The organism is Microcoleus sp. K5-D4 (genome assembly GCF_036704575.1).
Classification (GTDB): Bacteria; Cyanobacteriota; Cyanobacteriia; order Cyanobacteriales; family Microcoleaceae; genus Microcoleus.
This window is the reverse complement of the sequence record NZ_JAUBSD010000079.1, coordinates 1-26,540: the sequence shown is the minus strand read 5'-3', so window position 1 is coordinate 26,540 and position 26,540 is coordinate 1. Positions and strand designations below refer to the sequence as shown.

Genomic DNA, 26,540 nt, shown 5'->3' with positions numbered 1-26,540 from the left:
ACGGGTAAGCGCACTTTGTATAAAAAAAGCGGGCAGTCACAAAACTGCTCGCTTTTTTTTTGATCTAAGATAACGAACCGCGAAGGCGCAAAGGGCGCGAAGGAAGAGGAAGAAGAAGAAGAATTGTTAGTTCAAGTTCAACTGCACTAAGGTATCGGGGGCGAGGAAGTGGGAAATGTGATAAGCTCGCTCTTCTGTTTTTAAGCTGATACGCATTTAAATTGGGATTTTTGAAGCCTAGACTCCTTGCACCCTGGCTTTCAGGCAAAAAATTTAAATGCTGAACAGCTTAGCAGGATTTTTTCGTAGAGGTAGCGGGTAGCTCGATCGCCCAAACTTTCTGCTTGTCCTGCTTGACGCCGCAGCAAACCGAGAATAGCTTGCTCCGCAATTAAATCGTGCTCTAGCATTTGGCGGCAGGAATACACGCCGTCTGCTTCCGGCTCAAAACAGCACAGCTCGGCTAACTTGCTAAAGCTAGCTGCCGGTATGCCGCCCAACCCGTTTAACCGTTCGCCCAACTCGTGGACGCTATCTTGAGCTTCTCCGTAGCTTTCTTCAAAGAATTTGTGCAAGGAGTAAAATTCTGCCCCTTCCACCACAAAATGATGTTTTTGATATTGCAGGTATAGAGCCTGAAAACTGGCCAGCAGCGCGTTCATCCCTTCACAAATCGGTGCTGTGACTGAATGTTCCAGTAGAACTGGGTTTTCGGCTATGTGCCCAAACGGTCTCAATGCACTCTGAGTCTCAGCCATGTGTGTTCTCCTCTCAATAGGCAGTTTTGTTGCCAATAGAGTCAGTCTAGCACCGTAAATTTACCAGTCAAGCAGCGTCTGCCTCGATAGTAGAAGATTTTATAGAGTAGGAAATTTTTTTTGTAAACCTATTGAGAATTATTAGCAGTTGGGTTATGCTTGAACAAGATCCTCGTTCTGAACGCTTCCTGAAAGTGGGGCGAACCTTCTGAAGGCAGAAAGCAGAGGACAAAAGGCAGAATTTTTCAGGAAGGGCTTTCGATCATCTTTGATGTTCTGCTGAAATCTGGCTTTTAACTTCTACCCGCTACCATTCAGGGTAAAAATTAATGCAAATTATTACTGTTGTTAAAAAATGAATCCAGCAGATCCAGAATTAGAAGTTTGTGACATTGTGCAAGTAAGTTGGCTAGATAGGTGGCAAGTTTACAAACGCTTGCAAGAACTAGAAATTCCCTGCTGGTGTGCGGTTGACCAACCTTTGCGGGCAAAAGTCAATACTGTTAAACAAGCGGCTCAGTTAATGAGCGTGTTGAGGCAAGTCAGTGCCCCGAGGGGCGAACTGGTGCAGTGGCTGGAATACTGCTGGCAAAGGGGCTAAAGGTAGAACGAAGTTCGGCAACGAGCAATGTACAAGATGTAACGGATGTAACGGATTTAAAGGAGTCATAACAATGTATAAATCTGGCAAGCAAGTTTCCGAATTCAGTTTAGAGGGAGAAATCCTCGGCCTAATTATTGAAGATGGCTGCAAACTTAAATATTTGCGAATTAGCAATGCTCGGGGAGTAGAATATCTTGTTAAACTGTCCAAGGAATTGCGGTCATTTCTGTTACCTGTTTTGACGCCCGGTTTGAAAGTTGAAGTTGTAGGTGAGAAAGAAATCAACTTGAAAAACGGTAAAATAAAACTTAAAGCTCGCAGCCTCAAGCTGGCTCAGGGTAACAACGATCGATCGCACGAACACCTTGACTCCACCAATGGGCCTGTTGCGGTATTGACATCCGACGATCGCGCGATCGGCAAAAGCGAAGTCAGCTCTCCCACTGCGGCTCAAACGGTAAAAGCTCCGGCAAAAACCCAAACCAAAATATTAGTATGTCAAAAATCAGACTGCCTGAAGCGGGGCGCTGGAGGAGTCTGTAAAGCTTTAGAAAATGCTTTGAATGCGCGCGGTTTAGAAGACAAAGTGACAGTACAGGGAACCGGATGTCTCAAACAGTGTAAAGCGGGCCCAAATATAGTTGTGATGCCGGACAAAACTCGCTACAGCCGCATTGCACCGGCAGAAGTTCCAGCAATCATTGACAAACATTGTGCAGTTGTTAAAGCTTAGGCGATCGCCCGGATACCGCAACAGTGCGTTAGAGATCGGGAAAAATTATTTTAATAGGACTCTGGACGAAAAACTCACGTCTGTAGGGTGCTCATAGGCGCATCTTACGCCTGAATTCGAGTTCGGGTTGTAGTTCGATCGCGCCACTCGATTCAGAGGCGATTGTCCGAAAAAACAGAAAAAATGACAACAACTATCACTGAGGGGCTTCCTTCGGGAGAATATCTAAGGATAGACTGTATCTGAGACCCTGTGAGTATTGGGATAAAAAGCCATGTCAGAAGCTGATCTTCGAGCCCATCAGCACCAACCGTACCCTGCTGTTCCATCCGATACCGAACCATTGCAGTCAGATTTTGCTGCTGCTGGGGGTTTTGAGCCGATCGCCCCCGATGCGACAGACCCTCCCGCAACGGTTCCCCAACAGCCAGAAGAAGACTGGCAAACAGTAGATTTTCCCAACGCCATCAGCGTAGATGCAATTCCCACAACACCTGAAACAAAAAATTCGCCATCTCCGACACAGCCGACTGAGGCGGGCTCGCCCCCGATTTCAGAGAATCTAAAAAATATGCTTGGGAATGCCGAACAGGCCAAGGGCAAAGGATCAACCCCAGTCACCCTCATGCAAGCGCTGCACGAATGCAACCGCGACCTTTTGCAGCGCATCGCCCAGCTAGAAACAGCTCTTGAAGAGTCCCAAAAAACCTTGCAGAATCGCGAAGCTTTGCTAGAACAGCGAACTGCAGAACTCGAAAATACTCAAGAACAATTGACGCGGCTGTTTGGCAAAGTGGAAGTTTCCCATCAAACCCTCCAAAGTCAAGAAATTTTAGTCGAAAGTTTAAGAAGTCAGTTGGCAACCAGCCAAGTCAGGCTAGCGACTGTTGAGCGAGAATGTGCGTCTACTGTGCAGCGCTACAACGAACAGTTACACCAGTTAGTAGCCACAGAAAATATTTGCAGGGAATTGCGAGCCCGCTTGCACCGCCAGCAGCGCCACACTCTGCAATTCAAAGCTGCCTTGGAAAGAAGTTTGGACAGGCCGCAGGTAAAGTCGCCGAGGACCGAGCCGCCTGACAATAATCTGGACACCGCCAGCGCACAATTAGAATCTTTGCTCGCGGCGGTCAAAAGCTCTCAGATGCCGGTGCCGCCAGCCTTCAACGCTTCCCCTGTCCAACCTTGGTCGGAACCAGAAGAGCTTCCAGAGGTAGCCGCTGCTGCCGAGGCGATCGAGCCTGAATCCCCACCCAATTTGGAACTCAACAAATTAGCCGAAGTATCCGGCATTCAATTGCAGAAGAGCGAAACCTACCAACCTGATGAACCGGCAACAGACTCGGCCGAACCGGTTGCGGAACCTGAACTGCCAATGGCTGAGCCTGAACCCGAAACTGCTACCAAAGTGGACGCCCAAGAATTGGCCAGGGCTTTTCAAATTTTGAACTCTGTTGAAACCTTTGGCATTCAAGAAGTGCGATCGAGTGTGGCAAAACCTACAGCAGTCGCCCAACCAGACTGGCTGAGCTTGATTGCCAGTCCGCTGCGGGCTTCTAAAAAACGCCGATCGCTAGCTGAAATTGAATTGCCGAGTTTTCGATAGCGCACAGAAGTTGCTAGTTTTGAGTCACAACTCAAAACTCAACACTCTTTTCTCCCCTTTCCCATGCCGTAGGTGAGAGCATAGCTGGTAGCCAACAGCCACAGCCAAACAGCCGGATATCGGGGTTCCAACCAAGGCTGTACCCTGCGAGCGAAGCTGGGAAGCCATCCGAACAGCAAACTGGCCACAGCCAGCAAAGTAAAATTCACGTAACTTCCCAGCCAGCGCCAAATATCCCTCAAGGTGACAAAATCTAAAATCCACAAGAGGAGAGAAGGGTTTTTTCCGGCTGCTTCGAGCGCCAGTCGATTGAAAGTTAGCCAGTCGATTCTGTCTTTAATAAAAGTTTCGGCTACGGTGAGTTTTTGTGCTGCCAAAATACCGAAAAAGGTATTGAGAATTGAATTAATTCTTTGAGGTGGCAAACTGCTGCCGGTAGGAACCATCATACCTTTAGAAAACAGCCAAGTTACGGAAACATTGCTCTGGTAGGCGCGAATTTGGTTTAAGTGATTTGCCGTCAACAAATTGTGCTTTAAAGCTGTATCCAAAAGGTCTGTTAAGCGGAAAAGATTGCGGACAAGAGAGCCGAAGCCTGTGAAAACGAGGGGAGATTGCAAGGATGCTGCGTCGCCGATCGAGACTAGGCGATCGATCGCCACGGAGCGATCGCTGCTGTTGCTGCTAAAATGCCCCGGAATATAACCAAAGGTCGGTTTTTTCCACACCAATTTATCAACATCGCAGCGGCGGTATTCCGGCAAAATTGCGAAAAAATCCTCGTACATTTCCAGCAAAGAACCGGGATTCTCGGGATGTACTTGGTGGTAGTGAAATAGATAAACTGTCAGTTCTGTGCCGGCGCCGGGAAACAACTCCCAGATGAGCTGGCGCCCGCGGGAAATGTCCCCGTGAGTGTATAGTACATCCCCGTACTCGGAATCCCACACTCCCGGCTCAAATCCTGCGTCGATGACTGCTCCCACTGTCGGACAAACGCTGTCAAAAGTCCGCCCTTCGTTCAATTGCCAAGCGATGGGAGAAGCCGAGCCCATTGCATCCACCAGCAGCCGTCCTAATGCAGTGCGATCGGCTTTTGTCGGCAAGTGGCGGCCTTGGACTACTACTTTTTCTGCTTCAACATCGGCTCTGAGAAAGTCAGTTTCGTCCCAGATTTCTCCACCAGCTTCTGTTAGCTTAACTCCCGCTAAATTCAGCAATTTTTCGCCGTCCAAAGCTACATTGAGTACCTTTGGTGTGTGCAGAACTGGCGCTTTAGCAACGGGCGGATTGTTAGCATCAAAAAACTTGTTGTAGCCATCTTTGTATTCTCTGGCAATCAAAGTTTCTATTTCTGCCGCAGTAAATAAACCCAAATCAATTAAGCTTTGAATTTCGTCCCGCGAAATATTCCACTCGCGATTCATTCGCCCGAAAGGCATTCGTTCAACTAGCAGCACCCGGTAGCCCAATCTCGCCATGACTGCGGCGTGAATCACTCCCAAGGCCCCGCCAATATAAATTAAGTCGTAAACAGTATCCCCAACATCCGACACCGAAACTGTACTTTTTACCTTCTTCTTAACATCCGTTACATCCGTTAAATCCGTTACAGAATCCGTTGCCGAACCCTCTTCCTTCAAAAACACTACTTGTTTTGGCTTTTGAGGATTGCGAGTGCTTTCGCGCCAACGTTGCTCCCACCAGTAGACGCGCTTGAGGTCGTATTCGCCTTGAGGCATTTTTTGGAAGTATTTGACGGTCAGGGGGTAATAGGGGGCAAGAGCCTCAAAAATTGACTGTTTGGAGAGGTCTATGACAGGAGGTTCTGGGTAGCGATCGGGAAACTTGTTTCTCACAGCAAGATTCAGATTTTCCAGGAACTTTTTTTCTCCCGCAGGCGCCTCTTCTAGACGAAAGACTTTTAAATAAGTGGTGCGCTGCAGTGACCAGACAAAGGTGGAAAGTTCTGTCGATCGCCAATTTTGGTTTCCTGAATTGGTGTCAGCCAAGGCGGGTTTTGGATTGGTCTTTTGAGTTCCAGACTTGAGAACCTCGGCTGCTGTTGCGGGTGAAAGCAGGCGAAAGCCGTCAGCAGTAATAATTTTTTCTCCGATTTCGGGATCGAATTCGTGCTGCAACCAAGTGCAGACGGCTGCTGTATCCGGTGTCGGGACTTCTAGATAAAGAATTTCTTGCATGATTAGGGTGTCAATTCTGAATAAATTAATAAAGATGGGGGAGTTGACAAGGGAGCAAAGTAGGCTATACTCCCGAATACTTATTTAGTTTTAAATAAGTTTACAATGTTCTCAGATTTTTAGGTTTTCGATCGCTCTTGCTCTCGGTGGGGGCGCAACGGCTGAATATCTACTCCTTTCGGTATGCACTCTTATGAATTATCCCATTCCTACGAATCCTCAAGAAATGATTGCTTTGCGACAGCAGCCGCTGAATGAAGAATTGGTGGCGTCGGCGATCGCGGGTGTGATTCAAATAGCTCGATCGCGATCTCAGTCTTTGGATGAGTTAAAGGCTGAGGTACTCGCCGACGACAATCTGCTCGATTTTGCTCAGAGGCTATGGCTGAGCGACATTGTGGCTCAAGCTTGGAACAATTTGCCTTAGACTAGACTGCGGCTAAAAGATCTATAGCCTTTCTCAAAAAGATGAGGTACCATAACAGCAGTGTGTAAACCAGTTAAAAATATTTGACGATGTAACTTGCCCGAAGGCAAACTAAGAGTGCTTTTCCTAATTCTTGATAATTAGTAGTCTTGATAGAACGGAGAATGATTTTAAGTTTTGACCACAGATTTTCAATTGGTGAAAAATCAGGTGAATAAGGTGATAAGTATATTAAGTTTACCCTTTTTTTTCAATCGCTTTTTTCACTTCTTCTCCCAAGTGAATGGGACAATTATCCATCACTACACAAACCGCTTTCCCTAGTTTTGGCACAATTTTTCTGACAATAAAAGATTCAAATGTAATTGCATCAGTTCCGCCTATTAGATTAACCGATGTCAAAATCTCATTAACTGACACTGGGGGGGTAACAACCAGCCTGAAACCCATACCTTTGTAAGGATTGAGCCAATCCGGTGCTCAAAAAAGATAGGAAGTATAATTGTTACACGCTTGCCTATCTCAAAAATAATGATACCAACATTCTACCTCATTCATTTAAAAAAACAACTAAGTTCAGCTCAATTTAAACTGATTGAAATCTTGCTACCCTTGATACAATCTGAAAAACAAGTGAGATTAGAACGGCTCTCCCGGGTATTTCCCTATCCAATTACAACAGAAAGTCGGCGTAGAAAACTACAAAGGTTTCTCGATTTGCCTCACTTAACTATCTCACTAATTTGGTTCCCATTAATTACTTATTGGTTGATTACTTATTGCCGTGTTGGTCAAACTTTATCAATTGCAATCGACCGCAGTCAATGGGGGCGCATTAATCTCTTTATGGTTAGCCTGATCTGGGAGCGAAGAGCAATTCCATTATACTGGTCACTGTTGCCCAAATTGGGAAACAGTAACTTCGAGTCACAAACAACCAATTTACAGCAAGTTTTACCATTATTTTCAGAATATAAAGTCATCGTTTTAGGAGACCGCGAATTTTGTTCGGTCGATTTGGCAAACTGGCTGAGGTAAAAGGGTGTATCTTTTTGTTTAAGACTGAAAAAGAATCATTGTGTCGAAACGGAACATTTAGTTTGGCAACGGTTAGATGAATTAGGAATAGTACTCTTAAACCTCTTGATATTTTCAAGGTAAAAGAGTGAGAAAAACTCAGCCTGCTACTGGATTTGATCTGGCTTGTAAGTGGAAAAGAAACTACGGGGGATGGAAGGTCGATGAAGCAGGGTTTATTCTCACAGATTTAGGGTCATTGCCGGCAGCTATCGATGCTTACAAGCAACGGATGGGCATTGAAGAAATGTTTCGAGATTGTAAAACAGGAGGCTACGATCTTGAAGGAACTAGCTTAAAAGGAGACCGACTTATCAACATGATTTTACTCATGACACTCGCCTACAGTTCGGGAATATTTCAAGGCACTGAAATGAGGAAAAAGCAGGTGCAAAAATATGTATCTCGTCGCAAAGAACCTAATAAAAGATATCGAAGACGGAGTACATTTGGTGTTGGTTTAGAGGGAGAAAAGTGGGTCAATTATCTAGAAAAATATTCTGACGAGGTAGAACAGTTAATGAAGTTAACTCCAAATAAACGGCGCTTTTATCAACAAGGTATGCGAGCCGCAACCCTTATACAGTCTATCTCGTAGACGTTTTGTCACCCCCCCAGCGCCAATACTAACCTTCTGTTGCGACTATTTTCGGAACTAATTAAATTGGGTAAACCAGTATTTTTCACGCTACCCAACACTGCTGCTACCTGGCCGTGGGGGCGCGAGCGAGTGATTTTAAAAGAGTCAGGCAAAGTGGCGATCGTTACGCTACCTTTTAACAAAGCTTGCAGTCCATCTATCGCATGGTCGGGCAATTTAGACAAGTTTGCCAGAGTGCGTTTCCGTACTTTTGAACCTTCGCGATAGGACTCGCGAAGTAATACGGCAGGGGGAGAGTTTCTGTTTGGAACACGTTCGATATATATGACTACAATTAGGCCACGTATCTGCCGAGGTAAATCGGAATAAATCCTTAAAATACATGGGTACGGCCTTAAGGGGCAAAAAGGCAATTGTTCCTTGTAGTGCAAAGGTTTGAGAGATTTGAACATCCCCTCTACGGGGGGAACTTCAGATTAAAAAGTTTTCACAATTGAACGGTTTCTCCCCTGCTCTTTAGCTTCGTATAATCCTTTATCAGCCGCAGCAACCAAGATTGAGGGGTCAGAGGTGTCCTGGGGAACTACACTGAAAACGCCCAGACTCAAGGTGACGTATTGATTAACAGCAGATTGAGCGTGGGCAATTTTAAGATTTAGCACTTCATGCCGTATCGCCTCAGCGACTTTTAGCGATCCTTCAGCTTTTGTATTAGGTAGAATTACAGCGAATTCTTCACCTCCGTAACGAGCCAATATATCTGCCGGACGCTTAATAGCACGACTAATCGCTTGAGCCACTTGCTGTAGACAGAAATCCCCGGCTAAATGACCATAAGTATCATTGTATTTTTTGAAATAATCAATGTCACCTAAAATCAAAGATAAGGGTAATTGCTCTCGTGCCATCCGTTGCCACTCTCTATTGAGAGATTCATTGAACTGACGACGATTAGCGACTCCTGTTAAGCTATCTAAAGAGGCGAGACGCTGTAGCTCGATATTAGCTTCAACCAAAGCAGATTCAGCTTGTTTACGATTCTTGATTTCCTGTTCAAGCAAGGCATTTTTCTCGGCGATTTTCTGTGCTTGCTTCTGAAGTTCGAGATACAGATTGCGGATAATTAGTTGGTTTTTAATGCGAGCTAAAACTTCGGCTGACTGAAATGGTTTAGTAATGTAATCTACCCCTCCAGCATCAAAGGCTTTTACTTTATCAAATACATCATCGAGAGCGCTGATAAAAATTACTGGAATCTCCGCTGTTTGTGGATGAGCTTTGAGCAACGAGGAAACTTCATAGCCATCCATTTCTGGCATCAAGATGTCAAGTAAAATCAGAGCGGGGGGAGAATTTTGGGCAACTTTTAAAGCCAGTTGACCGTTAATTGCCTTCCGGACTTGATATCCAGACCCGGTAAGGATAGCGGACAAAACTCGGAGGTTGTCTGGATGATCGTCAACGATGAGAATGTACCCAAAGGAAGCGGGTACTTGATGGTTATTCATTAAGATGCTCGGATTAAATCAAAGAGTATATCTAAGCGAAAGTTATTAATCAAATCTGTCAGGGTGTGTGCTAAACTTGCCTCGCTTTCGGGAATTTGGTCGATTAGCTGCAAAATTACCTCGTCGTTAGCACAAAGCACCTCGTGTCGGAACTGTGCTATCCACTCAGAAGGCATGACGTTTAGATCCTCTAGTGTTAAGTTTCTCGGTGTTGCTAGCTCAGGTGAGCTATCCGACAAATCCTCTTGATAAATATAACGGACTCCTAAGTGTTGAGCCATCTTGTCAAATAGCACCGACTCTAGAAAAGGCTTATGTATAAAGTCATCGCAGCCTGTTGTCATAATCTTGGCTCGATCTTCGTCAAAAGCACTAGCAGTTAAAGCAATAATTTTTGTTGCGTTGGTAGATGATGAGTTGGCAGGTAAGTTGTGATTCTCTCCAGCTACTGCACTTTGCTGTTCCAAAGCTTTTATTTCTCTAGTTGCTTCGTAGCCGTCCATGACGGGCATTCGCATATCCATCCAGATAAGGTGTGGTTTCCAAGTTGACCACAAAGCGATCGCTTCTTGACCGTTAACTGCTTCTCGCACTTCAAATCCTAACGGTTCGAGTATTCTTAAGAGCAACTGACGGTTCTCTTCGACATCCTCAACAACTAGAATGCGGTACACAGGTTGATTTGGCTCTAATCCAATAACTTCCTGGGTAATCGATAAACTCTTCTCATCAGATTCATCAACCTCGCTCGCGAGGATATCGAATGTGAAAATTGTTCCCTGACCGAGTTGGCTGCTGACTGCAATCTGTCCTCCCATCATCTCTACGAATTGTTGGCTGATAGGTAAGCCCAGCCCCGTTCCTTGCATCGATTTGCGGCCTGTTTCTGTTTGTACGAAGGGGTCGAATAAAGTTTTAATTTCATCGGGAGCAATGCCGGGACCAGTGTCTTCAATTTCAAACAGCAAATAAGTTTTGGAGCCAAGGTTTTGGAGGTCAGGTTTTTCTGATAGCCGACCCTTTTTCACTCGCAAGGCGATGTGACCGGAAGCAGTAAATTTAAGTGAATTTCCTAGCAAATTAATTAAAACTTGACGCAATTTATTCTCGTCAGTTTTTACGTATTGGGGAACATTTAATGCCCGTTCAAAGGTTAGCTGCAAGCCTTTTGAAATCGCTTTGAGTTTGAACATTTGTTCTATATCTTTCAGTAGCTGATACAGGTCAAAGCGACTTTCATTGAGCGTAGTTTGGCCTGCTTCAATTTTGGACAATGATAAAATATCGTTGATTAAATTAAGCAAATGTTCGCCACTACGGTTGATGATTTTTAGCTGTTCTTTTTGCTCAGAGGTAACGGAACTACCGCGAACCATCACCTGGCTAAAACCGAGAATGGCGTTGAGAGGAGTACGCAGTTCATGGCTCATGTTAGACAGGAAGCGGCTCTTAGCGATGGAAGCAGCTTGGGCGGCTTGGAGTGCTTTTTGCAAAGCTGCTTCTGCCTTTCTGCGTTCGCGAAGGGCTGCTTGCTGTTCGCTCACGTCTATGGCGTGACCTACGGCTCTAATTGCTCGTCCGTTGGTATCTCGCGAGATCGTGCCGTAATCTGACACGTAAACGTAGTGACCGTCTTGATGGCGAAGTCGGTATTCCAAAACGAAATAATTTTGAGTTTCATTGGCCAAGGCTTCGGATAGCTGCGGGGAAATTTTGGGGAAATCTTCTGGATGGACGTGTTCGTTCCACCACTCAACGTTCGCGTCGGCTTCTTCGGGGCGGTACCCAACAAGTTCAAATAGTCCCTGTGTCCGCAAAACGCTATTCTGATTGAAATCCCAGTCGTAGATAAATCCTTTTACTGCCGATGTTGCTAGCTGAAAACGCTCGTTGCTTTCTTGCAGCGCTTGCTCTATTTGCTTGCGATCGCTAATATCGAAGGCTAAACCCTGAAGCACTTGAGTCTGTCCGTCGGCGCTAAGAACGAGATTCGCTCGATCTCTGACCCAAACTGTTTTGCCATTACGAGTTACCATACGATATTCGACGCTCAATGGCTCTCCCGTAGAGATCGTGGTGCTTACGGCTTGCCAAACACGATCGCGATCTTCTGGATGGACGTAATCAGCCCAACTATTAAAAAAGCCAGCAGACCATTCTTCAGGAGGAACTTCCAGCAATTGTTGCAGTTGCGGGCTGATATAAGCTTCCTCAGTAGTTGCCTTGATAGGAGAAATATAAACGACTCCGGGAATTTGTTCGATTAAGGTGCGATATTTATACTCTGCCTGTTTGAGCTTTTCTTCTGCCAGTTTGCGCTCGGTAATATCTAAGATCACCCCATGCCAAACTTTAGAACCATCTTCGCGGCATTCGAGTTGGGCTTGGACGCGCAGCCATCTTTGTTTTCCAGAAGGAGTAATATTGCGCCATTCAGCGGTGAGATGTTCCAAGTTTTGAAGGGAACGAGTAATTGCCTCATCAAAACTGGGTCGGTCGTCGGGAGAAATTTGGTTTTCGAGGAAATTTCGATCTTTTAGGATCTGCTCCGGCTCGACTTCAAATAAATCTCGACAACCGGGACTGACATATTCAAACTGGGCCGAACCATCGGGGTAGTATCCAAAGGAATAAAGGGTTCCCGGAATGCTAGCCGTCAGGTGTTTGAGCCGACCTTCGCTGAGGCGCAGTGCTTCTTCTGCGCGTTTGCGATCGGTAATATCTTCAACAACGTAGGACAATCTCGGACGACCGTTGGGGCCAATTCCAATCGGGCAAACGCTGGCAGAGAGCCATTTTAGTTCGGTTGGAGTTTCGTGAGGATATTCAAAGCGCACAACAGCTTGAGCGTGTAAAGCTTCTTGGTAGCGCTCCATCCACTGCTGTATGTGTTCTGGTAACACTCCCATCTCGCTTGCGAAGCGATTTTTCGTCTGTTCTGGAGTCTTACCGAAGAACCGCGCTGCTAATAAGTTATCGGAAAGATGCCGAATGTCGTTATCATACAGCTCAACAATCCCCATCATCATCGAGCCACTGTCGAAGAAACTGCGAAGGGTTGATTCGCTCTGTCGCAGTGCTTCTTCTGCCTGTTTGCGATCGCTAATATCTTCGATAATGTACGACAATCTCGGACGACCCTCAGAGCCAATGGAAATCGGGCAAACGCTGGCAGAGAGCCACTTTTCTCCTTTATGAGTTTCGCGAGCGTATTCAAATCTGACTGGAGCTTGAATTTTTACAGCTTCCCAGTAGTTATCGAGCCAAAGTTGTAGGAGCGATCGCGATACTCCCGTTCGGCTAATGAATTGATTCTGCAACGCTTCTGGGGTGGTGGTGAATAACTGTGCTGTTGCTAAGTTAGCAGACAGATGCAAAATGTCATCTTCATACAGCTCTACAATCCCCATCATCATGACGCTGCTGTTGAAGAAAGCTCGCAGAGTAGACTCGCTCTGCTGCAACGCCGTTTCCATTTGTTTTAGTTCGGTGAGGTTACGCAAACTCACCACTAAACCTGAAATCGTGCCATCTGCCTCTAAATAAGGAGCGTAGGTAGCGCTGAGAAATTTCTCTTCAGCGTTTGGATATTTAAACCATAGTTCGTATTGAATGGTTTCCCCATTTAAGCATCGGTCGCCTCTTGGTTTGATGTAAGTTTCAAACAGCTCTTTACCCAAAACTTCACTAATAGTACGTCCGAGTATTTCTTCTTGAGAGCGGTGATGCCAATTCAGATATGCTTGGTTAACAATTTGATAGGTGTAGTTGCGATCGATTAAACAAATTGCATCAGTAGTAGTGGCAACAATCTTTTCGTATCGTCGCAGGTTTTCTTCAGCAATTTTGCGATCGGTAATATCTCGTCCGACCCCTTGAAACTCCAGCATCTGACCATCTGTGCCGAAAATTCCTCGGTTAACCCACTGCGTCCAACGCACCTCCTGTCCTTTGGCAATCACCCGATTTTCGATAATTACAAGTGGATTATCTACGGTAAGAGTTTTAACCAATCTGGCAACGAGTTCCCGGTCTTCCTCAAATACGGTAGGTTCGTAGCGGTGACCGACGAGTTCTTCCCGCGTTTTTCCATAAAATCGACAGAAAGCTTCGTTGACAAAGGTTAAGGTTCCATCAGGCAACGAGCGACCGATCAGTTCCGTTTGATCTTCAAGAATCGCGAGGTAACGCGCTTCGCTTTGTCGTAGTGCCTCTTCTGCCTGTTTGCGAGCAGTAATATCAGCGAACGAGCAAACAACTGCGTAGGGGAGGGGTTCGCCTGCGCGAATTAGAGGTCGGGAATTAATGGAAATCCAGGTAAAACTACCATCTGACTTGTGGACTCCCATCACCACGTTAGAGCAAGCTTTGCCCGTTTGCAGCGTCACCATTGCCGGGTGTTCCTCTCCTGGGAAGGGGGAACCGTCTTCGCGAACCGCTCGCCAAGCCGGATCGAGGGAAGTTCGTCCCATCATTTGCTTGCGAGACAAACCGAGAATTCGTTTGGCACTGCTATTACAAGTACGAATTGTCCCGTCAGTATCCTGCAAGACAATACCCTCTGCCATCGCTGCTATGACAGTACGATACCGTTCTTCACTTTCTTGCAGCGCAGCTTGCGTTCGCGCAGCGTGGCTTGCCGTTCGCTTGCGTTCGGTGATGTCGCGCACCAGACATACAACCTCATCAGCACTGCTTTTTACGATGCGCGTCTCGTAACTGTGGACACCATCAGGGGTTTCGAGGTCGTGTTCGTAAAGTTCTAGCGTTCCGGTTTCTGCTACTACCTGAAAACGGTCGAGAAAGTCGGTTTTAATTTGTTCGGGAAGGCAGGTGTCTTGTAGCTTTCTGCCAATTAGCGCTTCGCGCGGCACCTGTAAGAAGCTGTCATTTCCCGCCACATCTAAATAAGTTCCATCTACCCGGTGCCGCACCATCAAATCGGGTATTGCGCTCAAAAGCGCCTGCATTCGTTCTTCGCTTTGCCTGAGTGCGGCTTCCGTCCTCTTGAGTTCGGTAATATCTGTAGAAATACCGCACATGGCATAAACATCGCCGTCAGAGTTTTTTAAAGGAACTTTGGTCGCTAAAAAGTAATGAAGCTCTCCATGACGATCGAGTCCTACTTCTTCAAAGCGATGGACAAGGCCGCTGTTTGTGACGAGATCGCTATTTTCTTTGTAAGTTACAGCTAACTCTTCGGTAAAAAACTTGCGATCGTTCGCTCCAATAATTTCAGTTGCGCTACGCCCAAAAAGTTCCTCAGTTAAGCGATTGACATAGGTGTAGGTACCGTTCAAATCTTTGATATAAATACAAGCACCTGCATTATCTAAAATGGCTGATAGTTTTGTTTCGCTGCGTCGTAATTGGGTTTCTATGTGCTTGCGCTCCTCAATTTCCTGCTCTAATTGAGCATTGATTTGAGTCAGTGCAGCCGTACGTTCTTTTACCTCAGCTTCTAGAATTTGGTTGTAATTTTTTAAAAGTTGTTCTGCTTGTTTGCGCTCCGTAATATCGGTAAGGGTACCGATGTAACCGATAATGTTCCCATCGACATCTTTTTCCGCGATCGCTTGTGCCAATACCCAGATAATGCTGCCATCGCGTCGCTGCAAGCGCATTTCGCAGCAATAGGGAATGCCTTGTTGTATGAAACTATTCCAAGCAGTAATAACGCGATCGCGATCGTCTGGATATACTGATATTGCCCATCCCTCACCGACTAATTCTTCTAAAGAAAGCCCGACCATTTCTAAACAGCGTTCGTTGCCGTATAAGCAATAGCCTTGAGTATCGTTACGGAATATACCAACAGGGGCGGTTTTCGCCAAAATAGCAAAGCGCTGTTCGCTTTCCTGCAATGCTTTTTCTGCTTGTTTGCGTTCGGTGATGTCGGTAACAATTCCGGTGGCAAACCAGTAATCTTCAGATTTGTGCTTTTTAGCTAGCAAAGTGTTAGATAACCAGAGCAAATTGCCATTTTTATGGCGGAATCGATACTCTATAGTTATTTGCCGTCCGGCATACAAATCTTGCGTTGCTGGCAGAACGATTGTCTCAAGATCTTCGGCAGGAATTCTAGATAGCCATAAACTCGGATCGGCAGCAAATTCTTCTCCTTTGTAGCCAAGAATTTCCTCTCCATTAGGGGAGTAGTAGTTGTATTCCCAGACTTGATCGGGATGGATGTGGGCGGAGGAAATAAAGGCGGCTGTGTTGTCAAGCACATCTTTGAGTCTGTTTTCCGATGCTTTTAGGGCAGCTTGTGCTTGTTTGCGATCGCTAATTTCCTGTCGCAATTCTTTATTAGCTGTTGCGAGTAGGGCAGTGCGTTGTCTGACTCTAATTTCTAACTCGTCGCGAGCCTTTTCTAGAGCTGCTTCTGTAACTTTGAGTTCGGTGATATCGCGCGCAACTGCTAAAACCGACTGCACCGAGCCATCACCACCAAACTCAGGCACTACGCGAGAAGCGTAATAATTTAGCCCTGCACCCCCTGGAATTTCGTATTCAATACTTTGCTCGCAACCCGTTTCAAATACCTGTTCAATGGTTGTTTGCCAAAGATTAACTAACGCTTCGGGCGTACCGAATTCGTTAATAGTTTTACCGATAAACGTGGCAGGAGGAATTCCCGATTGCCGTTCAACTGGGGGGTTGATATAGAGATAGCGGCATTCCCGATCCAGTCGCATGATAATATCGGGCGCATTTTCTACTAGAGCACGGAACTCTTGTTCTCGCTGTTGCAGGGCAGCTTCTGCTTTTTTACGCTCGGTAATATCGAGCGCGACTCCGCCAACCAATACTTGCCCCGATGAACTGGGCAGCGGAAACTTGTAAACCAGAAACTCGCCAATACTGCCGTCCGCGAGGGGAGCCAGTTCAATGGCTTCGATCGTTTGATTGGTTTCTACAACTTTGCGAATATTTTTTAAATATTCCTGCCTAAACTCGGCCGGATAGATGTTGAGGTCTACTTTTCCAACTGAATAGTTGGTTGGCAAATTGAACATACGGGCATAGGTTTGGCTGAAATAAAGAATTTGCCCATCTCTATCCGTAATCCAAGCCGCAGCGGGGCTGTAATTCATAAATGCTTGGAAGCGGGCTTCACTTTCTTTTAAGGCTGTTTCTGCCTGTTTGCGATCGCTAATGTCGCGTAGAAAGACCGTAAAAACTTTTTCTCCTGCTAATTCCAGTTGAGAAATTGAAGCTTCAGCCGGAAATTCCGTGCCATCTTTACGGCGACCGACAATTTCGCCGCGCCTACCCATCTTCCTTGCTGTTTGGGCAGATTGAGCAAATTGTCCTACGTGCTGGCGATGATTTGCCCCAAAGCGTTCTGGCAAAAGTCGGTCGAGAGTCTGACCGAGCATTTCCTCGGAAGTATAGCCAAAAATCCGTTCCGCTCCCTGGTTGTACAGGGTAATGCGTTGGCTGGAGTCTACTGAGATAATGGCTTCGTCGGCAATATCTAGAACCCCAGAAAGACGGGCTTGAGAGGCTCGCAGCGCTTCTTCTGCGCGATAGCGATCGCTGATATCATGCGAACACGCAAAACTGTATTCTTTACCGTTAAATTCCAGATAATTCAGCGTTATTTCTACGGGAAGAACACTACCATCTTTTTTGGAATGTTGAGAAGCAAATGAAAGTGTTTTTTGCTCTTTAAGTTGTTGCCAATGCTGGGGCCATACCTCAATCGGAAAATTGGGATCTGCATCCCAGACGCGCATTGATAGCAACTCTTCGCGAGAATATCCTCTTTGCTCGCAGGCTGTTTGGTTTACCCGCAAAATTTTGGCATCGCGATCGACCCAGGCAAGGCCGAGAGAGGAGTGTTCGAGCGAAAAATCAGCCAGTTGCAGTTGTTCTTCTATTTGCTTGCGTTCAGTAATATCTTCAAATAGATAAAGCCGTCCGAAATAGCGATCGCTTTCATCGCGAATTTGGGTCGAAAAACGACGAATCGTGCGCCCATCGCTAAAAGGAATTTCATCTTCAATAACCGCTCGATTTTCTTCAGTTTGTAGCAGTTTGCACGATTCTACGAAAGCCGGAACATCCACAAGGGCAGGCAAACAGTCAGGAATGATATCGTTGTTTTTAAGTTGACCCTGCTGCATCTGTTCCTCTAGGTGTTCGATGCCCCAGATTTTGCAGAAGCGGTGATTGAAATAGAGAATGGCATCGCTACGGTTATCTACAACGAAAAAAGCGAGTGGCGAAGCATCGGTCATTGCTCGCAGCAACGTTTCTTTCCAACGCAGCTCTTCTTCAGCCCGCTTGCGTTCTGCTATATCGGTAGAAGAACCTACCAATCTCACTGGATTGCCACTGTCATCCCAGAGTGCCTGACCGCGATCGAGAATCCATTTATAAGTTCCGTCCTTACATAAAACGCGGTGTTCGGTTTCGTAAAAAGGAGTTTTTTTAGCAAAGTGATTTTGAATTGTTTCCATCACCCAGGCAAAATCGTCTGGATGAACTCGTTTAGCCCATTCATCTAAATGGTGGGAAATTTCGCGATCCTCGTAACCCAGTATTTCCTTCCATCGTGCTGAGAAAAAGACTTCATCCGTTCTAACATTCCAATCCCAAATTCCATCATTGTTACCCCGCAAGGCTAACTGCCAGCGTTCTTCACTTTCTCTTAAAGCGTTTTCAATCCGCTTGCGCTCCGTGATATCCATGCTGACACCGAGTAAGCGAGTTCGCGAATCGCGATCTACTAAAGGCGTTAAGGTAGTGAGAAAGCAACAAATCTGTTCTCCAAAAGGCAGATTTTCCTCATAAGAGATTGTTTTACCTTGCTGCAAACAGTCATGGTAATGCGCCCGAATCGTGGCAGATGTCTGCGAGTCCCACAGTTCATCCAACCGTTTGCCAATCCAATTCTCAGCTAAAGTCCCAGTTGAAGATTCAATGGCTCGATTCATCCTGACAACTTGAAATTCGCCATCCTCAAGCTGTTCCACCACCCAAAGGCTATCCGTGACCGAGTTATAAATGTTGCTTAAAAACTGCTCTCGCTCTTGAAGTGCTGCTTGTGCAATTTTGCGCTCTCCAATCTCGCGTTCTAATTCTCGGTTAGCTGCCTCCATCTCTGCGGGACTCCGGAGCGCTAATGCTTGTGGCACTAATGGCACCAGCTCTATCGCTGTTAATACTGAAACGAACGCGGTTATGGCTTTAAGGCAACCACTCAGCCAATAAGTGGGATGCCATAGCGTCCAAATCTCCATCAAGTGAGTGGTACCACAAGCGACGATGAAGGCGCTAAATAGCAGAAATATCCAGGAGTAGGGTAAATCTCGTCGCTTACGAACAAAATATAGCAGCGTTATCGGGATTGAATAATAAGCCAGGGCAATCAGCAAGTCGGAAACAATATGAAGCCCCACTAGCCCTGGTTTCCAGAGATAGCAATGCCCGTGGGGGATAAACGGTGCTATAGCAAAAAGGTTTTTCCAAAGTTCCAGCATTTTCTTCTAACTGCAATAACGACTTTTGCGATTGCCCAGGGAGGGTGACAACCCGCCTGAAATCTTTATGGAGTAAAGATTTTGCCCACTTATACCAATTTAATATGAAGCTGCATAGAATAGGGCTTCAAGAATAAACTTGTAAGATAACAACGAACTAATTTGCGAGCGGGGTGATTTTTTCAAGAACTTGTTTCAATCGCTCTCGTAATTGCTCAAGTGTTGTAAAAACCTCTCCAACAAGTTCCTGTTTTTAACCACCATAATAATTGTATTCGTTCTTTCTGACTCGCTGTACGAGTATTTTTTAGTTGTTTTTCTAAAAGTTCAGCACTTTCTTCAATTTAGATTTTTAAAATACGAGCCATAAAACGCACCATAAACGCCATCTTTCTATTATATGCAACTTCACATATAATTGGTATTATGCTAAAAAAGATAGGCAGCCGAATTGTTACAAGCTAGCCTACCCAAAAAAAAATGTTACCCACATTCTACCAAACCCACCTACAAAAACAAGTAACGCACACCCAGTTGAGGTTGCTCACAATATTATTGGATCTTATACAATCGGAAAAACAAGTGAGGCTGGAACGGCTCGCACGGGTATTTCCCTATCCAATTACTACTGAAAGTCTTGCCAAGCAAACTGCAAAGATTTCTTGACATACCTCAATTAACGATCGCACTCCAGAAGGTTTCTCTTAATCAAAGAATGTTTTTAAATTGGCTAGCCTTAAACCTGACAATCGGTAAAAAAAACTGGGGATTTTTTTTGACTCAAAACATCCCATCAAGCATTTCGGTAACGTCCTGTTGGTCGCGCCCCCGGTTGTCGTCATAGATCATGAGTGTATTTAAATTCCTGTGCCTGCTGAGTTTCTGAACTTTCCGTACATCCCCGTCTGTTGCGTCCAGTGCCCTAGCGAACTGCGGTTGAGTGTCGGAGAATTATTTGGGTGGCTGCGGAAATAACTTTCGGAAGGAAGAAGGAAGAAGGAAGAGAGTTATTTTGACAGGGATACACGAATTAAATGCTGTCAACAGTCAACAGTCAACGGACTAACGCAACTCTACTTCTCGCTTGACTTCTGCCAAAACTCGATCGCCCCGCGTCAATCGGTATTCGGCCCGCCAAACTCCGGGAGTCAGAGGAGAATTTGTACTGTTTCTTTTGCCGACATAACCCAACCAAGTGCGGCTGGGGGCTTTAATTTCATTGGTCTGATCGGCAATGGTTGTGCCGTTGGGGGCAAATAATTTGTATTGTTCGCGATCGCCCTTGAGCACTCCGTAACTTTGCACCCAAAACAACAAAGCTGGACTGTTTGCAGGGAGTTGAGTCTCGGAAAATTGTCCTTCCCAGACAGCGTTGATATCGGGTGGCTTATTGGCAAAACCGGCCCTAATTAAACCTGTGGAAATATAGTCTAGAGGCTTGTCCCAAATAGGATTGCGGGCGATGTTGCAGCCTGCCTTTGCGTCGGGGCCGACAAACGGATCTACAGGTTTGCCTTGATAGCGAAAAGTTACGTGTACGTGGGGGAAAGAGGCCATCCCAGAGTTCCCCACCATGCCCAAAACTGTGCCTTTTTGTACCTGCGTACCCGGTTTGACGGCAACGCTGCCTTTGCGGAGGTGGCAGTATTGGGCTTCCCAACCACCGCCGTGGTCGATTACCATGCCGTTGCCGCATTCTGTGCCTGCGATGCTGGCTTTGTCTGTATCGTTTTGTAAACGCCGATCGACTACACCATCTCGCGATCGCAAAACTTTGCCGGCAGCGGAGGCAATAACTGGAACTCCTTTTGCCATTGCTTTGGCGTCGGGAATGGCAAAGTCTGTGCCGTCGTGCCCGTCGTAGGTTTGGCGCCCGCAGCCAAAATCGACTGCTGTGGGGCCGGGTTCTCGATCGAAATACAGCAATACAAAACAGTCTTTTCCTAGGGTACAGTCGATCGGCTGACCGAATTGCGGGTTGTTCGGCTTTTGGGCGACTGCGGTCGAGACGAGACGCTGGGCGATCGTGTTTGCTTCGGCGATCGGCGCATTGACTCCTGTTTTGTTATCACAGCTAGAAAGACTTGTCAACCCCAAGGTCAACAAAATTGCAGAAATGTATTTTGTGGAGAGTATAGTCATTCGCCGATTGGATGTAAAAGCTGAGGTGGGTAGTGAAAAATCAATTAATCATTCAGAATATAGTTGCTCAAGAATCTTGACGATTGGTAAGGCGTTTTCGTTTCCGATAGTTGTGGTATTATTTTGAGTTGGAAATTTTAAAATTTTAATTAATTCAAGAATGGGTTCTAAAATTCGATCGCTAATTTCGATAATTCGGCTGGCCGGGCTTGCTGTTGCTGCTTTGGCGATGTGGGGATTTGCCACCATTGCCGAAGAGGTGTTGGAAAAAGAAAGTTACGCTTTCGATACCTCTATTTTACTAGCTCTGAGGCAATTGCACACTCCGCTGCGCGATCAAATAATGCTGGGCTTTACCTTTTTGGGCGAACCGAAGTTGCTGCTAGTAATTTGTCTGATTTTGGGTATTGTTTTGCTAGCGCGCAATCACCGCTCGGAAGGTGCAACTATTGCGCTCGCGGCTGGGGGAGCGATCGGTTTAAATTTACTGTTAAAAAAACTTTTTGCCCGCGCTCGACCTCAACTTTGGGAGCGCGTTGTTGACGTTCGCTTTTACAGTTTTCCTAGCGGACACGCGATGATTTCAATGGTTATTTACGGTTTGCTAGGATATTTCTTGGGTGAACGCTTTCCCAAGCAGCGCTGGTCGATTTACAGCTTGACAGTGGTATTAATTGCTGCTATTGGTTTAAGTCGGCTTTACCTAGGAGTTCACTGGCCTACCGATGTTATTGCTGGTTATACGGCTGGTTTGGTGTGGCTGATTACCTGTATCATCACTTTGGAAATATGGAAAGAATTGCGTTCTTTGACTACGGCTTCTAAAGAGGAGTTTTTGTCACCTGAGAATTCTCAAGAATAATTTTTAAATTTCTAGTCAAGACTGACTATTTGTTTTTGAGTAAAACACATGGCAATTCCTTTTTCGTAGTAAGCAGCCTCGTTAATGAAAATGGGATAAACCGTGGATTTACCCTCATACAATACCGACTCACCATCAAAGGTCAAAAACATCGGATCGCCGGGATTTAGGGCTTCATAATCTCTGAATTGCAGATGAGGATGAATCATTGCCTGAATTTCTCTGTTCTCGTTTCTGGGATAGTCGATCGCCCCAATGGTGTGATAAATAGTCAGGGGATTCTTTGCAGCAGGCATTGTGCCTTGATTGTAGGCTTCTACGCAGTCTAAAATTCCGCACACAACTTGCTCAGTTTGCTGAAATAAAGACGCATCCAAGACGCCTTGCGGCACTGCACCAACTTCCAGCGTACCGCCTAATTCGGAAAGCGATCGCAGCAAAGGACTATCGTGATTCTTGGTTGTAGAAGCGAGTACCTTGAGGTGGGGATAGACAGAGGTTAAATAAGCTGCTAGTTGCAGGTTAAATGGATGATGGCTGGCGAGAATAAAAGTTAGCCCCATGTTGGATGTGGTGCTGTGCAAATCGATAATTAAGTTGGGCAGATGAGTGTTTTTTGAGCTAAAAATGCGGTAGATTTCTTTCGCCCGCTGCGCTTCATAGCTGGAGAGATGGGGATTTTCTAAATCTTGCTTTCTAAAGCAGCGGTTGAGGTCGATATCGATGTAGCGTGTCCCGATTTCGCAAGCTTTGGGATTGGCTAGCAGGGTGATAGTTTCAAAAGTCGATCGCCCAATTAACTCTGGCGCGCGATCGAATTTCTTCACAAGGTAAATTCCTGTGAGTTCGTTTCCGTGGGTTCCTCCCACTATGGCAACACGTTTAATTTGGTTCATAGACAAATAACTTCCTCTCCCCAGGGTATCACCTTTTGTCATCTGTTGGTAAAAAATATCAGATTGAGGTTGATTAAGTGTTTATATTTAGATCGGCTAAAGTTTAAGTAAGTAGGTATCACGCGCAGAACTGAGAAGCCCGGTTTCTATGGTATTTCTCGTCACTCAACAAAAAAAATACGATCGCCACCGCGAACACATCGATCGCATGATTGTTTCCGATCAAACCGAATAGTAGAATAGTAGATAGCTAAAAGAGGGATTTTAGATATGGGACTGAATGAGTATTTTGATTTCTTAGCACCGGATGATATTCGCATTAAAGGACATCGCATCGGGATTGAGACGGTACTGTATGAGTATCTTTATCGGGAACGCACCCCAGCAGAAATTCAGCAACTCTATCCATCTCTAACTTTGGCAGAAGTTTATACGACTATTTTGTATTATTTACAAAATCAAGAATCAGTAAGTAGCTATTTGCAAGATTGGTTGGAATGGTCGCATCAGCAGCGAAAAATCCAAGTAGCAAATCCCCATCCGGCGACAGAAAGATTGCGAAAATTGAAAGCTGAACGGGAAAGACAATCTGTTATCCAGGGTGCTTGAGAAAGGGCGCTCAAATATTTAATGGACGAGAATGTTACGCCCATTTATGCTACACAACTTCGGCGAAAACGCCCTGATTTAGTAGTTTGGGCAGTGGGCGAAATTGGTACACCCCCAAAAAGCACTCTCGATCCGGAGATTTTGGTGTGGTGTGAGGAGCATAACTTTATTTTGGTGACAAACAATCGCAAGTCAATGCCGGTACATTTGGTAGATCATCTGGCTCAAGGTGGTCATATTCCAGGGATTTTTGTTTTGAATCAGGATTTAAGTATTGGGCAAAATATTGAGGAATTGATTGTGATTGTTGATGGTTCGTTTGATAACGAATACCAAGATCAGATCGTCCATCTCCCATTAACATAAACAGGACTGATGCGTAGGCCAGAAACCGGATTTTTGCGAGAATATTTGGTGACAGCCGTAGAAAAGGGAAAAAACCCGGTTTCTACGGGTTGTGATGCGTAGGCAAAGTTGGACATGGCAATGATCCTTGGTGTCAACAACCAGGTACAACCAATAGTCCAGCAATCCGGCAGGGGTTGAAACCCCTGCCTCAAAGCGAAAGTCATCTAGAAGAGGACTGAAGAACTCATTAGTCCTCTTTGAGAGGACTTTCGCTATTAGACAGGGAATTGATTCCCTGGCGGACTGTCGGGTGGGCGAGAAGGCTGGGTGGACTGACAGCTTAAGTTGTCACGCCTTGGTCACTGCCGTGTCGTGATGCCCCCCCACCAAGCGAAAAATCCTGCCACAATAAAATGAATCCTACCGAGAGACAAAAAGATATGACGCGAGAAGAGTTGTTGCAGTCGATCGACAAAGCGGCTGATGAGGGCCAGACTCAATTGGATTTGTCGGGGTTGGACTTGGAGGAATTGCCGCCGGAGATTGGCAAGTGCACGCACCTTGAGACGTTGAGGTTGGGGAAATTTGCTATGATAGTTTGAGCGATCGCACTCTTATATATTCTGTAAATTACCAGCTATGAACATTCAGTTGGTTGACTCCTTAATTCAAGTCATTGAGTCGCTGACACCTGAAGAGAGTTTGCTGTTTCAAGAAAAACTCTCGGCTAGGGCGATTCAGAGTACGCCTGGAGTCTGTGGAGGAAATGCCCGAATTCGCAACACGCGCATTCCTGTTTGGACACTGGTTTCGCTTCACCAACAGGGGGCTGATGAGGCTGAGTTACTTCGGAATTATCCAGGTTTGTCGGATCGCGATTTAGAGAATGCTTGGCGTTATTACGATCGCCACCGGGAACAAATCGATCGCATTATTGTTTCTCATCATACAGATGATTAAATGGATTAAGTTTAAGAAAACCAGTTTTCGATTGCCAAGTCTTGAAAGTTTGCATAATCAGCAACATTTCGTGTCACCAGAATCAGATTATTGACTTTAGCGATCGCTGCAATTTGCCCGTCAGCATAAGACGGTGTAAGCCCGATCGGGATGAGTCTTGCTCGTTCTTTAGCGAACCACTCAGCCGCTTCTTGGGTGTAGGGCAAAATCGGTAATTTTACTTTCACTTCTTCCTGAAGATAAGCTTCGATCGCACTGCGACGCTTAGAATCAGGCATTCGATAACAGCCCAGCAGAACTTCATGCCAAACGATAGAGGCGATCGCAACTGTGGATTTTGCCTCAATTAGTTTAGTCATCACATTCGCATTCGGAACAGGACGACCAGGTTCGGAGATAATGTTGGTATCGAGTAAATAACGCAGCGTCATTCAAAGATGACCTCGCGTCCTGCAAAAGTGCGATCGCGAACTTCTCCCCAAATTTCATCAGGATTTAAACCGAGTTCGTGCAGTTGATATTTTTCACGAAATGCAGCGAGAGATTCTCCAAAGCTAAGTTCGAGATTCTGTGGCTGTTTGCGGCGTTGAATGTATTCGCGCAAGGCGATTTCAACTAGAGTCTCGATCTCAATTTCTCCCTCAAGTTCGATCGCCTCTTGCAGCAGTGCCGTATCCACATTCAGGCTCGTCACCATTGGCTTTCCTCTTTGAACGGTTATTTTATTATAGTTGTGATGTCTCGCTCAGAAACCGGGTTTTTGCCCAGAAGACGCATGACAGTGTAGAAACAAAAAAAACCCGGTTTCTTTGATTGTGACGCGCGGGAAACTCCCCACCAAGCCAAAAATCCTGTCAGAATAAAATGAATCCTACCGAGAGACAAATGGCATGACGCGAGAGGAAGCAGTGCGGCGAATTGACCGAGCAGCCGAGGAAAAATTGACGGAACTGGATTTGGCGGGGCTGGACTTGGAGGAATTGCCGCCGGAGATTGGCAAGTGCACGCAGCTTGAGATGCTGGTGTTGGGGAAGTGGGATCAGGAGAAAAGAAAATTGGTTGGGAATAAGTTAACTGAGTTTCCTGATGCTGTTCTTCAATTAACCAACTTAAAAATACTTTCGCTTGTTAAAAATCAGATTACCGAAATCCCAGAGGAGATCGGGCAACTGTCGAATCTGACACAGCTTGACCTCAGTAGCAATCAGATTACCAAAATCCCAGAGGAGATCGGCCAACTGTCCAATCTGTCACAACTTAATCTTAGTGAAAATCAGATTACCCAAATCCCGAAAGCGATCGCTCAAGTGTCTAACTTGACATTGCTTTCCCTCAATAGCAATCAAATCGCCGAAATCCCGGAAGCGGTCGCTCAACTTTCCAATCTGACACAGCTTATCCTTACTAACAATCAGATTACAAAAATTCCAGATGTGATCGGTCAACTGTCCAATCTGACAGAACTTAACCTCAACGTCAATCAAATCACTGAAATCCCGGAAGCGATCACTCAACTTTCTAACTTGACATTGCTTTCCCTCAATGGCAATCAAATCGCCAAAATCTTGGAAGTGGTCGCTCAACTTTCCAATCTGACACAGCTTATTCTCAGTTGCAATCAAATTACCCAAATCCCAGATTCGATCGGGCAACTATCGAATCTGACACAGCTTGACCTCGATGGCAATCAGATTAGCGAAATCCCAGATGCGATCGG

General features: G+C 45.7%; 23 protein-coding genes. 12 read left to right on the top strand and 11 right to left on the bottom strand.

Features of this window, described 5'->3' with window-relative positions:
- Positions 1-260 precede the first annotated feature (260 nt).
- Positions 261-758: a ferritin-like domain-containing protein gene (locus QUA77_RS21770; protein ID WP_333452458.1), complete on the bottom strand. Its 498-nt coding sequence runs from the start codon at positions 756-758 to the stop codon at positions 261-263.
- Between the two features lie 355 nt (positions 759-1,113).
- On the opposite strand from QUA77_RS21770, the gene QUA77_RS21765 reads away from it, so the two are divergent.
- The 3 genes from QUA77_RS21765 to QUA77_RS21755 all read left to right on the top strand — a co-directional run bounded on the left by QUA77_RS21765 (position 1,114) and on the right by QUA77_RS21755 (position 3,701).
- Positions 1,114-1,359 carry an Asr1405/Asl0597 family protein gene (locus QUA77_RS21765; protein WP_333035960.1) on the top strand — a complete coding sequence of 82 codons (246 nt, stop codon included), beginning with the start codon at positions 1,114-1,116 and terminating at the stop codon, positions 1,357-1,359.
- Positions 1,360-1,432: 73 nt separating this feature from the next.
- Positions 1,433-2,095, top strand: a complete 663-nt coding sequence (locus QUA77_RS21760; protein WP_333035958.1) for a (2Fe-2S) ferredoxin domain-containing protein — start codon at positions 1,433-1,435, stop codon at positions 2,093-2,095.
- Between the two features lie 274 nt (positions 2,096-2,369).
- Entirely contained in the window at positions 2,370-3,701 is a 1,332-nt protein-coding gene (locus QUA77_RS21755; protein ID WP_333452456.1) for a hypothetical protein, read from the top strand.
- A gap of 38 nt (positions 3,702-3,739) precedes the next feature.
- Here the strand turns inward: QUA77_RS21755 and QUA77_RS21750 are convergent, their stop codons facing one another.
- Positions 3,740-5,902: a flavin-dependent dehydrogenase gene (locus QUA77_RS21750; protein ID WP_333452454.1), complete on the bottom strand. Its 2,163-nt coding sequence runs from the start codon at positions 5,900-5,902 to the stop codon at positions 3,740-3,742.
- 193 nt (positions 5,903-6,095) lie between these two features.
- Between QUA77_RS21750 and QUA77_RS21745 the strand changes: the two genes are divergently transcribed.
- The gene (locus QUA77_RS21745) at positions 6,096-6,329 is read left to right on the top strand and encodes a hypothetical protein (protein WP_190662685.1); all 234 of its coding nucleotides are present in this window, start codon (positions 6,096-6,098) and stop codon (positions 6,327-6,329) included.
- Between the two features lie 73 nt (positions 6,330-6,402).
- On the opposite strand, the gene QUA77_RS29395 is transcribed toward QUA77_RS21745, so the two are convergent.
- Both QUA77_RS29395 and QUA77_RS21740 read right to left on the bottom strand, forming a co-directional pair.
- Positions 6,403-6,525: a hypothetical protein gene (locus tag QUA77_RS29395; RefSeq protein WP_445302096.1), complete on the bottom strand. Its 123-nt coding sequence runs from the start codon at positions 6,523-6,525 to the stop codon at positions 6,403-6,405.
- A gap of 41 nt (positions 6,526-6,566) precedes the next feature.
- Positions 6,567-6,749 (bottom strand): hypothetical protein, encoded by a 183-nt coding sequence (locus QUA77_RS21740; protein WP_333035949.1) that lies wholly within the window; start codon positions 6,747-6,749, stop codon positions 6,567-6,569.
- Positions 6,750-6,860: 111 nt separating this feature from the next.
- Between QUA77_RS21740 and QUA77_RS21735 the strand changes: the two genes are divergently transcribed.
- Both QUA77_RS21735 and QUA77_RS21730 read left to right on the top strand, forming a co-directional pair.
- Positions 6,861-7,367 (top strand): hypothetical protein, encoded by a 507-nt coding sequence (locus QUA77_RS21735; RefSeq protein ID WP_333452453.1) that lies wholly within the window; start codon positions 6,861-6,863, stop codon positions 7,365-7,367.
- 127 nt (positions 7,368-7,494) lie between these two features.
- Positions 7,495-8,004 carry a hypothetical protein gene (locus tag QUA77_RS21730; RefSeq protein WP_333452451.1) on the top strand — a complete coding sequence of 170 codons (510 nt, stop codon included), beginning with the start codon at positions 7,495-7,497 and terminating at the stop codon, positions 8,002-8,004.
- An 8-nt stretch (positions 8,005-8,012) separates the two neighbouring features.
- Here QUA77_RS21730 and QUA77_RS21725 read toward each other — a convergent pair whose 3' ends face one another.
- The 4 genes from QUA77_RS21725 to QUA77_RS21710 form a co-directional block, all read right to left on the bottom strand.
- Positions 8,013-8,231 (bottom strand): hypothetical protein, encoded by a 219-nt coding sequence (locus tag QUA77_RS21725; RefSeq protein WP_333452449.1) that lies wholly within the window; start codon positions 8,229-8,231, stop codon positions 8,013-8,015.
- 252 nt (positions 8,232-8,483) lie between these two features.
- Positions 8,484-9,515, bottom strand: a complete 1,032-nt coding sequence (locus QUA77_RS21720; RefSeq protein WP_333035943.1) for a PleD family two-component system response regulator — start codon at positions 9,513-9,515, stop codon at positions 8,484-8,486.
- Complete coding sequence (locus tag QUA77_RS21715; protein ID WP_333452448.1) at positions 9,515-19,006, bottom strand: PAS domain S-box protein; 9,492 nt, start codon at positions 19,004-19,006, stop codon at positions 9,515-9,517. Before QUA77_RS21715 ends, QUA77_RS21720 begins: the two co-directional genes overlap by 1 nt.
- A gap of 1,062 nt (positions 19,007-20,068) precedes the next feature.
- Entirely contained in the window at positions 20,069-21,148 is a 1,080-nt protein-coding gene (locus QUA77_RS21710; RefSeq protein WP_333452446.1) for a M23 family metallopeptidase, read from the bottom strand.
- Between the two features lie 160 nt (positions 21,149-21,308).
- Here QUA77_RS21710 and QUA77_RS21705 point away from each other — a divergent pair, with 160 nt between their 5' ends.
- Complete coding sequence (locus QUA77_RS21705) at positions 21,309-22,010, top strand: phosphatase PAP2 family protein (protein ID WP_333035940.1); 702 nt, start codon at positions 21,309-21,311, stop codon at positions 22,008-22,010.
- A gap of 11 nt (positions 22,011-22,021) precedes the next feature.
- Here QUA77_RS21705 and QUA77_RS21700 read toward each other — a convergent pair whose 3' ends face one another.
- Positions 22,022-22,906: an aspartoacylase gene (locus QUA77_RS21700; RefSeq protein ID WP_333452444.1), complete on the bottom strand. Its 885-nt coding sequence runs from the start codon at positions 22,904-22,906 to the stop codon at positions 22,022-22,024.
- 270 nt (positions 22,907-23,176) lie between these two features.
- Between QUA77_RS21700 and QUA77_RS21695 the strand changes: the two genes are divergently transcribed.
- The 4 genes from QUA77_RS21695 (at position 23,177) to QUA77_RS21680 (ending at position 24,823) form a co-directional block, all read left to right on the top strand.
- A complete protein-coding gene (locus tag QUA77_RS21695) occupies positions 23,177-23,515 on the top strand; it encodes a DUF433 domain-containing protein (protein WP_333452442.1) in 339 nt (112 codons plus the stop codon).
- Positions 23,516-23,536: 21 nt separating this feature from the next.
- Positions 23,537-23,881, top strand: a complete 345-nt coding sequence (locus QUA77_RS21690; RefSeq protein WP_333293549.1) for a DUF5615 family PIN-like protein — start codon at positions 23,537-23,539, stop codon at positions 23,879-23,881.
- A gap of 395 nt (positions 23,882-24,276) precedes the next feature.
- Positions 24,277-24,465 carry a hypothetical protein gene (locus tag QUA77_RS21685; RefSeq protein WP_333452440.1) on the top strand — a complete coding sequence of 63 codons (189 nt, stop codon included), beginning with the start codon at positions 24,277-24,279 and terminating at the stop codon, positions 24,463-24,465.
- A gap of 37 nt (positions 24,466-24,502) precedes the next feature.
- Positions 24,503-24,823, top strand: coding sequence for a DUF433 domain-containing protein (locus tag QUA77_RS21680; RefSeq protein WP_333452438.1), 321 nt, complete (start codon positions 24,503-24,505; stop codon positions 24,821-24,823).
- An 11-nt stretch (positions 24,824-24,834) separates the two neighbouring features.
- Here the strand turns inward: QUA77_RS21680 and QUA77_RS21675 are convergent, their stop codons facing one another.
- Positions 24,835-25,254, bottom strand: coding sequence for a type II toxin-antitoxin system VapC family toxin (locus tag QUA77_RS21675; RefSeq protein ID WP_333452436.1), 420 nt, complete (start codon positions 25,252-25,254; stop codon positions 24,835-24,837).
- Entirely contained in the window at positions 25,251-25,520 is a 270-nt protein-coding gene (locus QUA77_RS21670) for a type II toxin-antitoxin system VapB family antitoxin (RefSeq protein ID WP_333452434.1), read from the bottom strand. The genes QUA77_RS21675 and QUA77_RS21670 overlap by 4 nt, the downstream gene beginning before the upstream one ends.
- Before the next feature lie 193 nt (positions 25,521-25,713).
- On the opposite strand from QUA77_RS21670, the gene QUA77_RS21665 reads away from it, so the two are divergent.
- Positions 25,714-26,540, top strand: an 827-nt coding sequence (locus QUA77_RS21665) for a leucine-rich repeat domain-containing protein (protein ID WP_333452432.1), incomplete at its 3' end; no start/stop codon positions are given.

Bases quoted from the DNA above. Each gene is read 5' to 3' on its own strand.
- QUA77_RS21770 (WP_333452458.1), bottom strand. From the start codon at position 758: ATGGCTGAGACTCAGAGTGCATTGAGACCGTTTGGGCACATAGCCGAA.
- QUA77_RS21765 (WP_333035960.1), top strand. From the start codon at position 1,114: ATGAATCCAGCAGATCCAGAATTAGAAGTTTGTGACATTGTGCAAGTA.
- QUA77_RS21760 (WP_333035958.1), top strand. From the start codon at position 1,433: ATGTATAAATCTGGCAAGCAAGTTTCCGAATTCAGTTTAGAGGGAGAA.
- QUA77_RS21755 (WP_333452456.1), top strand. From the start codon at position 2,370: ATGTCAGAAGCTGATCTTCGAGCCCATCAGCACCAACCGTACCCTGCT.
- QUA77_RS21750 (WP_333452454.1), bottom strand. From the start codon at position 5,902: ATGCAAGAAATTCTTTATCTAGAAGTCCCGACACCGGATACAGCAGCC.
- QUA77_RS21745 (WP_190662685.1), top strand. From the start codon at position 6,096: ATGAATTATCCCATTCCTACGAATCCTCAAGAAATGATTGCTTTGCGA.
- QUA77_RS21735 (WP_333452453.1), top strand. From the start codon at position 6,861: ATGATACCAACATTCTACCTCATTCATTTAAAAAAACAACTAAGTTCA.
- QUA77_RS21720 (WP_333035943.1), bottom strand. From the start codon at position 9,515: ATGAATAACCATCAAGTACCCGCTTCCTTTGGGTACATTCTCATCGTT.
- QUA77_RS21715 (WP_333452448.1), bottom strand. From the start codon at position 19,006: ATGCTGGAACTTTGGAAAAACCTTTTTGCTATAGCACCGTTTATCCCC.
- QUA77_RS21710 (WP_333452446.1), bottom strand. From the start codon at position 21,148: ATGACTATACTCTCCACAAAATACATTTCTGCAATTTTGTTGACCTTG.
- QUA77_RS21705 (WP_333035940.1), top strand. From the start codon at position 21,309: ATGGGTTCTAAAATTCGATCGCTAATTTCGATAATTCGGCTGGCCGGG.
- QUA77_RS21700 (WP_333452444.1), bottom strand. From the start codon at position 22,906: ATGAACCAAATTAAACGTGTTGCCATAGTGGGAGGAACCCACGGAAAC.
- QUA77_RS21695 (WP_333452442.1), top strand. From the start codon at position 23,177: ATGGGACTGAATGAGTATTTTGATTTCTTAGCACCGGATGATATTCGC.
- QUA77_RS21690 (WP_333293549.1), top strand. From the start codon at position 23,537: ATGGACGAGAATGTTACGCCCATTTATGCTACACAACTTCGGCGAAAA.
- QUA77_RS21685 (WP_333452440.1), top strand. From the start codon at position 24,277: ATGAATCCTACCGAGAGACAAAAAGATATGACGCGAGAAGAGTTGTTG.
- QUA77_RS21680 (WP_333452438.1), top strand. From the start codon at position 24,503: ATGAACATTCAGTTGGTTGACTCCTTAATTCAAGTCATTGAGTCGCTG.
- QUA77_RS21675 (WP_333452436.1), bottom strand. From the start codon at position 25,254: ATGACGCTGCGTTATTTACTCGATACCAACATTATCTCCGAACCTGGT.
- QUA77_RS21670 (WP_333452434.1), bottom strand. From the start codon at position 25,520: ATGGTGACGAGCCTGAATGTGGATACGGCACTGCTGCAAGAGGCGATC.